We start from the raw sequence: 14,306 nt of genomic DNA on the forward strand, positions 1-14,306 counted from the left end.
CTCCAGGTGCGGGCGGGGGGACACGCGACAGGTCGTGGTCGCCCCCTCCACGTAACCGGGTGTCCGCCACGCCCGCAAACGGGCGGTCCCGCCGTGGCATGACAGCGTCATCGCCCGTTCACGCCACGTCCGTACGGGCGTCGCCGCGCCTTGCGACCGTCCCCCCGGGAGAGCGCGTGTACGGAACCGTCTGTACGGAATCGCGTGTACGGAGAGGACGTCCATGAACAGATCGAGTACCGGCCTGACGCGGCGCGGGGCCCGGCTCCTGGCCGGTGTGCTGGCGGCGGGCACGGTCGTCGTCGGCGCGGGTACGGGCACGGCGACCGCCGCCGGAGCGGGTGGCGCGGGTCCGGCAGGCGCCGGGGCGTGCGCCGGGAGCGGGCCGCTGCCGTACACCTGCGCGCGGCCGGGCGATCTGATCGACGTCACCCTGGGCGAACTCCACCCGACCCAGGCCGTGCTCGGCTTCGACCAGGTCTTCTACAAGCAGGGCCGCTACAACAGCGACCGGGACGAGGCGGCGGGCGGCTTCAACAAGCGCTTCGACGACTGGTGCGAGACCAACGGCCAGGGTGAGGCGGCCTCCGTGGGGCCCGGCGCCCGGCTGGACGACCCGGCGAGCTTCTCCTGCACCGTACCGATCGGCCAGGAGACCGAGGAGTCGCTCGCCCCGATGAAGACGGCCGTGGTCGGACCGGGCGGGAAGCTGTACCTCACCGACGGCCACCACACGCTGACCTCCTTCCTGGAGGGCCCCGACGGCTCCGCCCGGCTGCCGATCCGGCTCCGCGTCACCGACAACTTCAGCTCCCTCTCCACTGCCTCCTTCTGGCAGCGCATGACCGAAGAGAAGAAGGTCTGGCTGCGCGACGAGAACAACCGGCCGCTGGGCGTCGAGCAGTTGCCGAGCCGACTGGGGATCACGCACTTCCGCGACGACCCGTACCGCAGCCTCGTCTACTTCACCCGGGACATCGGCTACGAGGTCCCGGACGGGGCGACGGAGTTCCTGGAGTTCTCCTGGGGCTCCTGGCTGCGCGGGAAGCACGACACGAACGCGTACGACCTGACCTCCCCCGGCCCGTACCTCGACCTGGTCAAGAGCGCTTCGAAGTCGATGGCCGCGCTCGACGCCGACGCGGTCGTCGACGACGGGAAGACCGCCGCCCAACTGGGCCGGATCGCGGAGTGGAACGGCGGAAAGAAGGAGACGGGCGGGGAGTTCGCCAAGCTCAGCAAGTCGCTGACGGACCCGAAGCCGGGCAAGCTCGCCGAATCCCTCGACTACAAGTCCCGGGTGGTGCGCGCCCCCGCGTGCACGGCGCAGATCACCGGCGTACGGAACGGTCCGCTGACCGTCACCCGTGGCGTCACCTGCGTCGACCGCGCCGCCCTGCGCGGCCCGGTCACCGTCCGCGCGGGCGCGGCCCTCGTGGTCACCGGCTCCACGCTGGACGGCCCGCTCCAGGCGGACGGCGCGGCGGCGGTCCACGTATGCGGTTCGAGCCTTACGGGGCCGGTGGCCGTCAGCCGTACGGCCGGACCCGTCCGGGCGGGCGGCCCGGGCTGCACCGCCAACTCGGTCACCGGGGCGGTCGTCCTCACCGGCAACACCGGAGGCGTCCAGCTCGCGGCCAACACGATCACCGGCCCGCTGGTGTGCTCGGCCAACTCCCCGGCCCCGGACAACACGGGCAGGACGAACGAGGTCCGCGGTCCGCGCACGGGGCAGTGCGCGGGGGTGTGAGCCCGCGCGTTCAGAGGGGGTGAGGAGTTACGGGTACGGGAGCGGGGCGCCCGTACCCGTACCCGTAACGCCTCGTCAGACCCCGCCCCCGGCCCCCGGTTCCGTACCCGTAACGCCTCGTCAGCCCCCGAATGCGTACGCCACTGTCGTCGCCGCTCCCAGCGCCGCGCCCGCCACGGTCTGGGCGACCGTGTGGTAGCCGAGGGCCACCCGTGACCAGCAGACCGCCACGGACAGGGCGTACGCGGCCAGCCACCACGGGGAGTGCACGACGGCGAGCAGCGCCACCACCGCCGAGGCCACCGCCGAGTCCACCGAGATCTTCCACACCGTGTTGACGGCCAGCAGTCCGATCGTCATCACCCAGAGCGCGAGCATCGCGACGAGGATGCCGGCCGGCGCGTTCCCGAGGACCATCACCACCGAACCGGCCCCGATCGAGCCGAGGATGACGAAGAAGATCGGGGCCCGCTTCGTACGGTCCACGACATGGCGGTCGCCCCAGGTGCCGCGCCCGCGCTCCCACTCGATGTACCCCGCCGGGATCAGCCCGGCGCAGAGCGCCCCGAGGAACCCCCAGAGCAGCCCGGTCCAGTCGCCCGCGGCGGCGAGCCCGATGCCGAGCATTCCGGCCAGCAGGGCGTTGCGGGGCTGGAGTACGTCGGTGACGGTCCGCGCGAGGGAGGTGCGGGCGGTGGCTCCGGGGGGCGTGCTGTTGGTGGTGGTGCTCACGAGGTCTTCTCCGTCGTCGCTGCCGTGTCCGTCGTACGGGGTGTGGTCGCCGCCGTGAGCACCTTGCGGGCGTGCTCCTCGGTGACCGTCCGGTACGCGGCGGCGACCCGCTCCAGCCGGGCGACCTCGCCGTCCTGGTCGGCGGCCTGCTGGGCGGACACCCGGGCGGCGGGCCCGGCGGTGGCGCCGGACTCCTTGGCCAGCAGGGCGGCCCTGATCCAGTACGCGTCGCCCAGCGCGGCGGCCCGCTGGGCATCGGCGGTGTGCCGGGCGGCGGCGGCCTCTTCGGCGGCGGGGACCAGCTCGTCGGGGACGTAGTGGCGCAGCTTCTCCACCGCGTCCGCGATGTCGGCGGCCCAGCGGTCCACGCGCAGGTCGGCCGGGGCGTTGAACCGGGTCAGCTCCCGGGCCAGGGAGGCGGGCGGGTCGAAGGGCTGGTCGGGGAAGGACGCCATCAGCTCGTACCAGAGGGCGTGCAGCCGGATCTGGGCCCGCCAGAGCCTGATCCGGCGTGCGCCGGTGCTGAGGGCGGGGACGGACGCGCCGAGGGCGAAGAACGCGAAGAGGACCAGTTGCGCCGCCTCGGTCACCTGGTCGAAGCGGAGGGCGAACGTCTCGCTCGGCTCGTCCACCACGCTGACCCAGAGGAACAGGGTCCGGCTGACGGTGTAGCCGACGCCGATGAACATCGCGAACGTCATCATGCCGAGCCCGATGCGCAGATGGCGCCGCCGCGCGTCGGCGGTGGCCAGTGCCCACTGGAAGGCGCAGACGGCGGAGGCGGCGCCGAGGTAGAGGTAGAAGACGCTCATGTAGAGCGTGGCGCCCCACTCGCCCGCGTGGTCGGAGACGAAGCGGTCCGAGGGCTCGGAGCGGTCGACCACGGTGAAGAAGAGGACGGTCAGCAGGATCAGCGTGGCCACCGAGGCCTTCGCCGCGACCTGCTGGACGAGCCGGGCGAACCGTACGTGGCGGGGGACGGCGCCCGCTTCGGGGTAGCTGCCGTAGATGGCGACGATGTAGCTGAGGATGGCCAGAATCGCCACCGTCGCGGTGTAGTGCTTGATGAGGACGGCGAGGTCGGTGATGGCGCTGTTGTTGAGCCCGGTGCGTACCGCCTCGGTCTTCGTCCACAGGGCGATCGCGAATCCGGCGTAACAGCCCCACAGCGCCCGCCGTCTGCGGTCCTCCTCGTCGCCCCACAGGGCAGCGGGCATACGCCACAGGGCAACGGCTGTCATCAGGCCGGCTATCAGGTAACCGGCGAGATCGAGGGGGGTCACAGCGGTCTTCGTCCTCGGGTGTCGGGGGGCGGGGGCGCGGTGGGGGCTGTGGGGGTTGTGGGGGTTGTGAGGTGATGGCACGTGTCAGGTCATGTGACGGTTCACGCGTCGCCGGAAGCACGTCTCCGGGGGAACAGCCCGCGTCGGCGGTGGGCCACCGGGCGGGACAGGGAGTCGGTCAGCCGCCCCACCATGTCATCGGTGGTCAGGTCCCGCGCCATTCGGGGGATCAGCGAGGCACCGAATTCGGCCATGCGTTCGTCGTGAGTGGCGTACTGCGCGCGGGCCTGCACGGTGGAGCCGCCGGAGGCGAAGGACTCGGCGGCCTCGGGGGAGATCATCCGGGCGATCAGCGAGGTGTCGAAGACCGGGAGCAGTGTGCGCAGTTGCTCCGCGTCGAGCGTCATCCCGTGGTCGAACCACTCGTGGCACAGCTCGTGCAGGATGACGTGTTCGGTCTGGTACGCGGTCGGCCTGCGGCGGTAGAGGACGAGGCTGGTGGAGCCCGCCTTCAGGCGCAGTCCGCAGGCGGCGTTGACGCGGGCGAGCCGCTCCGGCATCTCGTGCAGCCGGATGGTGCGGCCGCGCGCTGCCTCCATGTTGGCGACCAGGCCGGTCAGCGAGAAGGGGGCCGGGATGGGCAGGTCGGCGAGCTGTGCCTCGCACTCTTTGCGCAGCTTCCGCAGGGACATGACACCGACGCTACGCTGCCGGACCGGCCGGGCGGTGAGTCACGCCGTTACCGGCCGCGTTCTCCTCGTGCTGGGAGGGGCCGCCGGGTGCGCTGTCCCGTGCCGCGTCCTCCAGCAGCGAGAGCGCGAACTGCAACAGCTCCGGCGGGAGCCCGTCCTCGTCCAGCCCCCGGCCCGCCACCCCGCTGATCTCCCCGGTCCGCCGCTTGGCCAGGAACTGGAGCCCCGCCACGACGTCGTCCACGACCTCGGACTCGTCCTTGAAGAAGCGCCAGTCCACGCCGAACCCCAGCCCGAGGGCCTTGAGGATCTCCTCCGACGGCTGGGTGACCTTGCCCGCGAGGATGTTGGAGAAGTAGCTGTGCGAGAGCGAGCCGCCGCGCTCCCGCACCAGCTCCGCGAAGACCCGGCCCGAGATCTTCTGGCCGGGGAAGGTCTTCTCGACCATGTACTCGACTTTTTGCCGCAGCGAGTTCAGCGGAGGAGGGCCGACGGGCGCGGCAGGCTCGGTCGGCTCGGCGGGCTCGGGCGGTCCGGCAGGCTCGGCGGGCTCGGGCGGTTCGTTCCGTTCCGTACCGGGTTCGTCACCGTCGACCATGGCCATCCGGGCCTCCACGCTCACCTCGGAGTCGGAACTGAGCTTGCGCAAACACTCTACGTCACTGTTAACTCGAAAAAACACGGGCAGGGGACCACGAGGGGAGTCCCTTGCCCGTGAGGTCTTCACCTGTTCGAGCGGTTCAGCGGCTGTCTGGAACCGGTCTGGAACCGGTCTGGAACTGGTCTGGAACTGGACCGGAACCGGTTCCGGACAGGGGTGTAGCCCTTCACGACGGGGGATGCGTGAAGGGCTACGCGTGCATTATGGCCCCGCGGTCCGCCCCGAGACAACTGACCAGTCGGTCAGTCCTCTCGGGGGCCCCGTCCGCCGCCCCGCCACCGGTGGCCCAAACCTGCTCCGGTCGCGATAGACATGACCTTCCCGGGCGATTAGGGTTTCTTGTGCAGTCAGGTGAAAACAGCGGTACGCGGCAGAGGGGCACCCCGCAGGCGTACACCGCCCGGGCCCTCGGTCATGCCGGTGACAGAAGAGGTGCAGATGCCCCCGGAGACCCCCTCGCACGCCATCGATCGGCTCGACGACGACGACTACCCCGCCTACACGATGGGGCGGGCCGCCGAGATGATCGGGGCGACGCCGGGTTTCCTGCGGGCGATCGGTGAGGCCCGGCTGATCACGCCGTTGCGGTCCGAGGGCGGTCACCGCCGCTACTCCCGCTACCAGTTGCGCATCGCCGCCCGCGCCCGCGAGCTGGTCGACTCCGGCACGCCCGTCGAGGCCGCCTGCCGCATCGTCATCCTGGAGGACCAGCTCGAAGAGGCGCTCCGCCTCAACGAGGAGCTGCGGGGCGGCGCGGACCGCTGACGGGTGCGGGCCCCGGCCCGGCCGTCACGCCTCCCGGCCCTCCCGGTGGCCGGGAAGATATCTTCATTCGTCAGCACAGAATTTCACGCAATGGGCGGTGAGGCTTTTTCCCGCCCCCTTGTCCACTCCTTGTCCGTTCCTTGTCCTGCTCTTGTCCTGTCGTTGTCCCGCCGTTTTGTTCCGCCATGCCGAGTGATATTTCGTTCGGCCTCTCCGGGCGCTGCCGTGCTACTGTTGATCTCAGTTGCAGTTGTGGTTCCCAAAAACTTCAAGTGCATCAGCCGGTCGTATGTCGGCAGATGCGCTTTTGTATTTCCGGTGTTCTTCCGGACGGGGTAATCATCGCGGCGACGTGGGGTCCGCACAGTGTGGGCCCGCGGGCACTGCCCCTCCCCTAAGGAGATATGACATGGCTACTGGCACCGTGAAGTGGTTCAACGCGGAAAAGGGCTTCGGCTTCATCGAGCAGGACGGCGGCGGCGCTGACGTCTTCGCCCACTACTCGAACATCGCCGCCTCCGGCTTCCGTGAGCTGCAGGAGGGCCAGAAGGTGAACTTTGACGTCACGCAGGGCCAGAAGGGCCCGCAGGCCGAGAACATCACCCCCGCCTGATCCGCTCAGGTAGTACTGCGCAGCTGGGGCCCGCACCTTGGGGTGCGGGCCCCAGCTCGTTGCTGTTTCCGGGGCCCGCCGAGCGGGCCCCTGCCGAAGCCGCGTCCGGTGCACTGATTCCCGGCGGCCGGGCTTCGTTCTCTTTTGTCATTTCATCGGCTCGTTCTTGCGATTCTGGGTGCCGTTCACGGCCGCTTCCCGAAAAAGAATCCCTCGATACGTGCCCCATCGAGGAAAGGTTCTGCATGAACCGCGAACGCACACCCCGCTCGAACGACCGATTTGCCCGCAGCCGCTCCGGCGGCCCCTCCGGCGCCCGCTCCGGCGGCGCGCCGAGGTACTCCGGTGGCGGCGAACGCCGTGCCGCCGGGTTCGGTGGCGGGCCCAAGCGGTCCGGTGGCTCCAGCCGCCGCAGCTCCGCGCTGAAGGGCGAGTTCGCCCTGCCGGTGACCATCACCCCGGCCCTCCCCGCCGCCGAGACCTTCGGCGAGCTGGAGATGCCCGCCACGCTCAAGGCGGCGCTCGTCGCCGAGGGCATGACCGTCCCGTTCCCGATCCAGGCGGCCACCCTGCCGAACTCGCTGGCCGGCCGTGACGTCCTCGGCCGCGGCCGGACGGGCTCGGGCAAGACCCTCGCCTTCGGCCTGGCGGTGCTGGCCCGGACCGCGGGCCGCCGCGCCGACGCCAAGCGCCCGCTCGCCCTGGTGCTCGTACCGACGCGTGAGCTGGCCCAGCAGGTGACCGACGCGCTCACCCCGTACGCCCGCTCGCTGAAGCTGCGCCTGGCCACCGTCGTGGGCGGCATGTCCATCGGCCGGCAGGCCGGTGCGCTGCGCGGCGGCGCCGAAGTCGTCGTCGCCACCCCGGGCCGGCTCAAGGACCTCATCGAGCGCGGCGACTGCCGACTGGACCGGGTCACCATCACCGTGCTCGACGAGGCCGACCAGATGGCCGACATGGGCTTCATGCCGCAGGTCACCGAGCTGCTCGACCAGGTGAACCCGGAGGGCCAGCGGATGCTCTTCTCGGCGACGCTCGACCGCAACGTCGACCTGCTCGTCAAGCGCTATCTGAACGACCCGGTCGTCCACTCCGTCGACCCGGCCGCCGGTGCCGTCACGACGATGGAGCACCACGTGCTCTACGTCCAGGGCGCCGACAAGTACGCCACCACCACGGAGATCGCCGCCCGCGACGGGCGCGTGATCATGTTCCTGGACACCAAGCACGCCGTGGACAAGCTCACCGACCACCTGCTCCACAGCGGGGTCCGGGCGGCCGCTCTGCACGGCGGCAAGTCCCAGCCGCAGCGCACCCGCACCTTGGAGCGGTTCAAGACCGGGCACGTCACGGTCCTCGTCGCCACGAACGTCGCGGCCCGCGGCATCCACGTCGACAACCTGGACCTCGTCGTCAACGTGGACCCGCCCAGCGACCACAAGGACTACCTGCACCGCGGCGGCCGTACGGCGCGTGCCGGGGAGTCCGGCAGCGTCGTCACGCTCGTCCTGCCCAACCAGCGCCGCGAGATGACCCGGCTGATGGCGGACGCCGGAATCACCCCGCAGATCGCCCAGGTCCGCTCCGGCGAGGCCGAGCTGAGCCGGATCACCGGCGCGCAGGCGCCCTCGGGCGTCCCGGTGGTCATCACCGCCCCGCCCAAGGAGCGCTCCGGCCGCGGCAGTGGCGGCGTGTTCATGGGGCGCGGCACCAAGCGCGGCGGCGGGGCCCCGGCCCGGCGCGGCCGCCCCGGTGTCCCGACGCCGGAGGCGCGTGCCGCCGCCGCGATGCGCCGGTCCAACCGCGCCGCGTAGCCGGCCCAGGGCGGCGGTCCGCCGCCGCCCTCCCCGTACGGCTCCGCCGTGCGGCCCCCGAGCCACTCGACCCCTTGTTGAGGACCCATGCGCTGTGTCATCGCCCGTTTCCCCTTCGATCTGTTCAAGAACGAGGTGGAGGACTCGATGAAGGGCATCAAGCCCGAGCCCGTCACCGGTGACGCGGTGGTCATCAGCCGCCGTGTCTACCCGGTCAAGCAGGTCGGCGAAGTCATCACGCGGCAGGACCGGCGTGACTTCTCCTCCGCCGAGGTCGTCCGCGCGCTCTCCAAGCTCGGCTTCACCTGCCGTACCGCCGAGACGGCCACCGCCCCGGCCGTCGCCGCCGCCCGCACCCCGCTGGAGACGGCGTCCGCCCTCCTCGGGACGCCGACGGCCCAGGCCCCGGGCCCCGGCTCCATCTGAGCCACCCGCACCACGTCACAGGCCCTCCGGGCCGGACCGGCCACCTCACGGTGGGGTCCGCCCGGAGGGCCTGTTCATGCGTTCAGGACCGCGACCGCGACCGCGACTCCGTACCTCCGTGCCTCCGTACCTTCAGGACCGCGACGAGGGTGCGGTCCGCTGCTTGGCCCACGCCATACGGGGCTCCAGCAGCGGCCGCAGCAGGCGGCGTACGGGCGGGGTGCACAGCAGGGTCACCATGATCGCCGCGCCCACGGTGACGGCGACCGTGCCCATCGTCGTGTTGAAGAACGGCCGGTCGTAGAAGCCGTCGTAGCGCAGGCCCCGGATGACGAAGCCGTGCAGCAGGTACCCGTACAGCGTGCAGGTCCCCAGCGCGGTCATCCACGTACGCCCCTTGGGCACCCAGGCCAGGAAGCACGCGCCGAGCACCACCGCGGCCACGAAGAGCAGGAGCGTCGCCGTCGGGCCGGTCCACTCGGGGGTGTCCATCTCCTGGGCGCTGTTCTTGCGGAAGAACCACGAGGTGGACGTCCGGGGCACCAGCCAGTACGCGACCAGCAGCCCGAGCGCGAAGACCGGTACGGAGACGACGCGTACCCACGTACGCCGGATCAGCGCGAAGTGCTGCGGGCCCAGCCGCAGGCCCAGTACGTAGAACGGCAGGAACTGAAGGATGCGCTGGACCGGGAGGGACCCGTCGGCGGCCGGTGACACGGTCGCCACGGCGGCGATGGCGAGGGAGACCAGCACCGGGGCGCGGACCGCCTGCCAGACCGGGGTGGAGAGCCGCCAGAAGAAGAGGGCGGGCAGGAACCACAGCAGCCAGTAGGGCGAGAGCAGGGACAGCGAGTAGTCCGGGTCGCGCATGGCGCGCTGGAAGAGCGTGTAGAGGACCTCGAAGACGATGTAGGGCACCAGCAGGCTGGTGACCAGCTTCCACACCCGGTCCGGCCGCAGCTCGAAGTTACGGGAGAGATAGCCCGCGATCAGGATGAACACCGGCATGTGGAAGGTGTAGATCAGCGTGTACGCGGCCTCCACCAGCCGTCCTTCGGGCAGCGGCTCCCACGCGTGCCCGATCGCCACCAGCACGATCGCCAGGTACTTCGCGTTGTCGAAGAAGTGGTCCCGGCCGTCGGCGGTGGTGGCAGTGACGGCGGTGGCACTGGCAGTGGCGGTGGTGGTGTCAGCAGCGGTGGTGGGGCGCGGCTGTTCCGAGGTGAGGGGGGAAGGCATCCTGACACCCTAGAGCGCGGAGGCGTTCCCTCCGCTCGCTGTGTCCCTCGTCACGTCCGCCGGGGGCTTTCCGGGCTCCCGCGCGCCTCCCTCCGCGTCCAGGTGCGGCAGGATCCGGTCCAGCGGGCCCGGAATCCACCAGGCGGACCGGCCCAGCAGGGTCATCACCGCCGGGACCAGCAGCAGCCGTACGACGGTGGCGTCGATGAGCACGCTGGCGGCAAGGCCCAGCCCCAGCATCTTCACCACGATGTTGTCGCTGATCACGAACGCGGCGAAGACGCTCACCATGATCAGCGCCGCGCAGGTGATGACCCGGGCCGTGATCTCCAGCGCGTGCGCCACGCTCGCCCGCGCGTCGCCCGTGCGCAGCCAGGCCTCGTGGATGCGGGAGAGCAGGAAGATCTCGTAGTCCATGCTCAGCCCGAAGACGATGGCGAACATCATCATCGGGACATAGCTCTCGATCGGCACCTTTCCCGACACCCCCAGCGCCGGGCCGCCCCAGCCCCACTGGAAGACGGCCACGACGACCCCGTACGAGGCGGCGATCGACAGGACGTTGAGCACGGCGGCCTTCACCGCGACGAGCAGCCCCCGGAAGACGGTCAGGATCACCAGGAAGGCCAGGGCCACGACGACCGCGATGATCAGTGGGAGCCGGCTGGAGACGATGTCCAGGAAGTCGACCTGGGCGGCGGTGGTGCCGGTGACGTACGTGCTCGCGTCGGTGCCGGAGACGGCCTGCGGGAGGACGTCGTCGACGAGCCGGTCGACCAGGGAGGTGGTCCGCTCGTCCTGCGGGGCGGCCGCCGAGTAGGCGGTGCCGGTCAGCACGTCACCGTCCGAGGTGGCGGTGAGCGGGGTGATCACGGCCGCGTCGGGGACGTTCGTCAGCGCCTTCTGGGCCTGGTCGGCCAGGGCGGAACGGTCCCCGGAGGGCACCTTGCTCTGGTCGATCACGAGGGTCAGCGGGCCGTTGGAGCCGGGGCCGAAGGCGTCCGACATCAGGTCGAAGGCGCGCCGGTCGGTGAAGGACTTCGGGTCGGCGCCGTCACCGATGTGGCCGAGCTGGATGAAGAAGAGGGGGAAGGACAGGACGGCCAGCACCACCACCCCGCCGGCCAGGAACCACCAGGGCCGCCGCTCGACGCGCTGCGCGTACCGGTGCCAGCCGCCGGGCGCTGTCCCGTCCTGTTCGGTTACGGTCTCGGCCACCGGTTTCCGTACATGCACCCGGTCGATGCGGCGGCCGATGAGACCGAGGATCGCCGGTACGAGGGTGAGGGCGCCGAGCACCGCCGTGACGACGGTGACCGCGGCGGCCAGGCCGAGCTTGCCGATGAACCCGATGCCGGAGACCCACAGCCCCGACAGGGCGATGATCACCGTGCAGCCGGAGAGCAGCACCGCGTGTCCGCTGGTGGCGGCGGCGTTCCCGGCGGCGGCGACGGGGTCCTGGCCGTCGGTCAGGTTCTGCCGGTGCCGGGTGACCAGGAAGAGGGCGTAGTCGATGCCGACGCCGATGCCGATCATCGTGGCGAGCGTGGGGGAGACGGTCGCGAAGGTCGCGGCGGCGGCCAGGAGGCCGAGCAGCGCGAGCCCGCACAGGGCGCAGATCAGGGCGGTGACCAGCGGCAGGACGGCGGCCAGCAGGCTGCCGAAGCCGATCAGCAGGACCACGACCGCCACCCCGAAGCCGATCGCCTCGCTGGTGCGGTCGCTCGGCTCGGGCCGGGCGAGCTCGCCGAGCGGCCCGCCGTACTCCACGTCCACCCCGGCCGAGCGCAGTGGCTGGACCGCCGCGTCGACCCCGTCGAGGTAGGAGGCGCCCAGGGTGGCGGGCTGCACGCTGAAGCGGACGGTGATGTAGGCGGTCTTCTGGTCGGTGGAGAGCGGTCCGGTGTTGGGGTCGGGCGGCGGGGGCGGGGTGGAACCGGAGGGCGGCAGCGGGTTCTGTGCGGAGAGCACGTCGGGCAGCTTCTCCAGGTCGGCCACGGCCGTGGCGACCTGGTCGGAGACCGAGGTGAGCGGCTTGTCGGCGTCGTGCAGCACCACTTGGGCGCTGTAGCCGCCCGCCGAGGGGGCGTGGGCCTTCAGGACGTCGAGGCCGTCCTGCGACTGGGTGCCGGGGAGCGAGAAGTCGTCGGAGTAGTCGCCGCCGTACGCGTGCTGGAGGACCTGGAGCCCGGCGAGCGCGGCCACCCACAGCACGAGGACGGTGAGGAAGTGCCGGGCGCACCACTCGCCGGTGCGGCGCAGCGCTCCCCGGGGGCGGCGCGCGCCGACGGCCTCCCGGTCCGTGCGGGCCTGTGACGACGGCATACGGCTCCCTGTCCTGATCCGGCCCGCGCTCGGTCTTGTTCCGTCCCGCTCGGTCCTTTTCCGTCCCGCTCGGTCCTGTTCCGCCTCGCTCGCGGAGGAGCCTCCGGCCGAGGCGTCGGGGATTCGCATTCAACGGCCCCTTCCGCCACCCGGCACTCCGGCGCGGGAGAACGGGTGACGGGGGCGGTCCGGGGGTCCGGCCGGGGGGTGGCCCCACCTGGAGTTCACCGGCCTTCCGGATGGGCGGCGGTGGGCGGGTCGACCAGGCTGGTCACATGACGCATTGGACCCGTAAGGCGCTCCTGTTCACCCTCTCCGCCGCCGCTGCGGCCGCCACGCTGACGGCTGCGGTGACGCCTGTGATGCCTTCTGACGTGACGGCTTCTGACGTGACGCTGCCAGGCGTGTCGTCCTCCGCTGTGACGCCTGTGACGTCTGTGCTGTCCGTGACGCCTGAGGTGTCTGTGCCGTCCGTGCCGTCCGTGCCGTCCGTGTCGCCTGTCGCGTACGGCAGACCGGCGGGGCGTGCCGTGCCCCCGCTCGTCTGGGGTCCTTGTGGGCCGTCGTCCGGTGGGATACCGGCCCTCGCCGGGCAGGAGTGCGCCCGGATGCAGGTTCCGCTGGACTACGGAGACCTCGGCGGCCGTACGGTCGAGGTGGCCGTCACCCGGTTGCGCACCGACCGGCCGGACGCCCGTCGGGGCACGCTGTTCGTGGTTCCCGGCGGGCCCGGCTCCTCCGGGGTGCAGCGCCTGGCGCAGAAGGGCGAGGCGCTGCGGGCGGCGACCCGGGGGGCCTACGACCTGGTCAGTCTGGATCCGCGCGGGGTCGGCGCCTCCACCCGGGCGAGCTGTGGCATTCCGGCGGCCGACCGGCACCTGATGACGCTGCGGTCCTGGCCCGCGTCGGACGGCTCGATCGCGGCCAACGCCGAGCGCTCCCGCCGCACGGCCGAGCTCTGCGCCCGCAACGGGGGCCCGGTGCTGCGGTCCTTCACCACCCGGAACGAGGTCCGCGACCTCGACCGGCTGCGCGGCGCGCTGGGGGAGCGGAAAGTGTCGGTCTGGGGCTCCTCGTACGGGAGTTACGTCGGCGCGGTGTACGCGCAGCTCCACCCGGACCGGATCGACCGGCTGGTCCTGGACAGCACCGGCGACCCGGACCCGGGCCGGGTGGCGTACGGCTGGCTGGCCAACATGGCGCCGGGCGCCGCCGAGCGCTTCCCCGACTTCGCGGCCTGGGCGGCGGACCCGGCCCGGGAGGCCGAGGGGCTGCGGCTGGCCCGTCGCCCCGGTGACGTACAGCCGCTGTTCCTGGCGCTGGCAAGGGAGTTGGACCGCACCCCGAGACCGTCGGACGTGCCGGGGGTTCCGCTCTCCGGGAATCTGCTGCGGCAGGTGCTCCAGAACGCCCTGTACAGCGATGCGGCCTTTACCCCGCTGGCCCGGCTGGTGAAGGAGGCTCAGGACCCGGGGGGCCGACCGGTGCTGCCGCCGGAGCTGGCCGGTCCGCTGCCGGACGAGGACGCGTCGATGACGGTCGCGGCGGTCTGCAACGACGTGCGCTGGCCGGGGCCTGCCTCCGGGTACGCCGACCGGGTCGCCGCCGACCGGGCGCGGTATCCGCTGACGGCCGGGATGCCCGTGAACATCACGCCGTGCGCCTTCTGGAAGTACGAAGAGGAGCCCCGGCCCACCCGGATAACCGACGAGGGCCCGTCGAACGTCCTGATGATCCAGAGCCTGCGCGACCCCTCCACCCCGCTGGCGGGGGCTCTGAAGATGCGTAAGGCGCTGGGCGGGCGGGCCCGGATGGTCACCGTCGAGCAGGGCGGGCACGGGGTGTATCTGGGCAACGGCAACGCCTGCGGGGACCGGGTGGTCAGCGACTTCCTGGTGACCGGGGCGCGCCCCGCCCGGGACAGGCACTGCCCGAACTGATCTGGCGTTACGGATGGAGGTGATGGAGTGTCATATCGGCTGATTCCTCTATGTATCTTGCTATAC

The 14,306-nt window shown here is 71.5% G+C and carries 12 protein-coding genes; 6 read left to right on the forward strand and 6 right to left on the reverse strand.

The window, feature by feature from the left end:
- Window positions 1-223 precede the first annotated feature (223 nt).
- Window positions 224-1,750, forward strand: coding sequence for a ParB/Srx family N-terminal domain-containing protein (locus ACFW9Z_RS06810; protein ID WP_384635405.1), 1,527 nt, complete (start codon window positions 224-226; stop codon window positions 1,748-1,750).
- Window positions 1,751-1,870: 120 nt separating this feature from the next.
- Here ACFW9Z_RS06810 and ACFW9Z_RS06815 read toward each other — a convergent pair whose 3' ends face one another.
- From ACFW9Z_RS06815 to ACFW9Z_RS06830, 4 genes are all read right to left on the reverse strand, one after another.
- Window positions 1,871-2,482 (reverse strand): hypothetical protein, encoded by a 612-nt coding sequence (locus tag ACFW9Z_RS06815; protein ID WP_384635408.1) that lies wholly within the window; start codon window positions 2,480-2,482, stop codon window positions 1,871-1,873.
- Window positions 2,479-3,765 carry an MAB_1171c family putative transporter gene (locus tag ACFW9Z_RS06820; RefSeq protein ID WP_384635411.1) on the reverse strand — a complete coding sequence of 429 codons (1,287 nt, stop codon included), beginning with the start codon at window positions 3,763-3,765 and terminating at the stop codon, window positions 2,479-2,481. Before ACFW9Z_RS06820 ends, ACFW9Z_RS06815 begins: the two co-directional genes overlap by 4 nt.
- Window positions 3,766-3,866: 101 nt before the next feature.
- The gene (locus ACFW9Z_RS06825; RefSeq protein WP_384635414.1) at window positions 3,867-4,457 is read right to left on the reverse strand and encodes a toxin; all 591 of its coding nucleotides are present in this window, start codon (window positions 4,455-4,457) and stop codon (window positions 3,867-3,869) included.
- A 10-nt stretch (window positions 4,458-4,467) separates the two neighbouring features.
- Window positions 4,468-5,106: a hypothetical protein gene (locus ACFW9Z_RS06830; protein WP_384635417.1), complete on the reverse strand. Its 639-nt coding sequence runs from the start codon at window positions 5,104-5,106 to the stop codon at window positions 4,468-4,470.
- A gap of 450 nt (window positions 5,107-5,556) precedes the next feature.
- On the opposite strand from ACFW9Z_RS06830, the gene ACFW9Z_RS06835 reads away from it, so the two are divergent.
- The 4 genes from ACFW9Z_RS06835 to ACFW9Z_RS06850 all read left to right on the forward strand — a co-directional run bounded on the left by ACFW9Z_RS06835 (window position 5,557) and on the right by ACFW9Z_RS06850 (window position 8,736).
- Window positions 5,557-5,883, forward strand: coding sequence for a MerR family transcriptional regulator (locus tag ACFW9Z_RS06835; protein ID WP_384635420.1), 327 nt, complete (start codon window positions 5,557-5,559; stop codon window positions 5,881-5,883).
- Window positions 5,884-6,292: 409 nt separating this feature from the next.
- Entirely contained in the window at window positions 6,293-6,496 is a 204-nt protein-coding gene (locus tag ACFW9Z_RS06840) for a cold-shock protein (RefSeq protein ID WP_015609674.1), read from the forward strand.
- A gap of 245 nt (window positions 6,497-6,741) precedes the next feature.
- Window positions 6,742-8,310 (forward strand): DEAD/DEAH box helicase, encoded by a 1,569-nt coding sequence (locus ACFW9Z_RS06845; protein WP_384635423.1) that lies wholly within the window; start codon window positions 6,742-6,744, stop codon window positions 8,308-8,310.
- An 87-nt stretch (window positions 8,311-8,397) separates the two neighbouring features.
- A complete protein-coding gene (locus ACFW9Z_RS06850) occupies window positions 8,398-8,736 on the forward strand; it encodes an SCO5918 family protein (protein ID WP_384635426.1) in 339 nt (112 codons plus the stop codon).
- Between the two features lie 132 nt (window positions 8,737-8,868).
- Here the strand turns inward: ACFW9Z_RS06850 and ACFW9Z_RS06855 are convergent, their stop codons facing one another.
- Together ACFW9Z_RS06855 and ACFW9Z_RS06860 are read right to left on the reverse strand one after the other, a co-directional pair.
- Entirely contained in the window at window positions 8,869-9,975 is a 1,107-nt protein-coding gene (locus ACFW9Z_RS06855) for an acyltransferase family protein (RefSeq protein ID WP_384635428.1), read from the reverse strand.
- A gap of 9 nt (window positions 9,976-9,984) precedes the next feature.
- Entirely contained in the window at window positions 9,985-12,300 is a 2,316-nt protein-coding gene (locus ACFW9Z_RS06860; RefSeq protein ID WP_384635431.1) for an MMPL family transporter, read from the reverse strand.
- Window positions 12,301-12,539: 239 nt separating this feature from the next.
- Here ACFW9Z_RS06860 and ACFW9Z_RS06865 point away from each other — a divergent pair, with 239 nt between their 5' ends.
- Window positions 12,540-14,240: an alpha/beta hydrolase gene (locus tag ACFW9Z_RS06865; protein WP_384635434.1), complete on the forward strand. Its 1,701-nt coding sequence runs from the start codon at window positions 12,540-12,542 to the stop codon at window positions 14,238-14,240.
- The last annotated feature ends 66 nt before the right edge of the window (window positions 14,241-14,306 follow it).

Source organism: Streptomyces sp. NPDC059452 (assembly GCF_042750035.1).
In the GTDB taxonomy this organism is placed as follows: Bacteria; Actinomycetota; Actinomycetes; order Streptomycetales; family Streptomycetaceae; genus Streptomyces.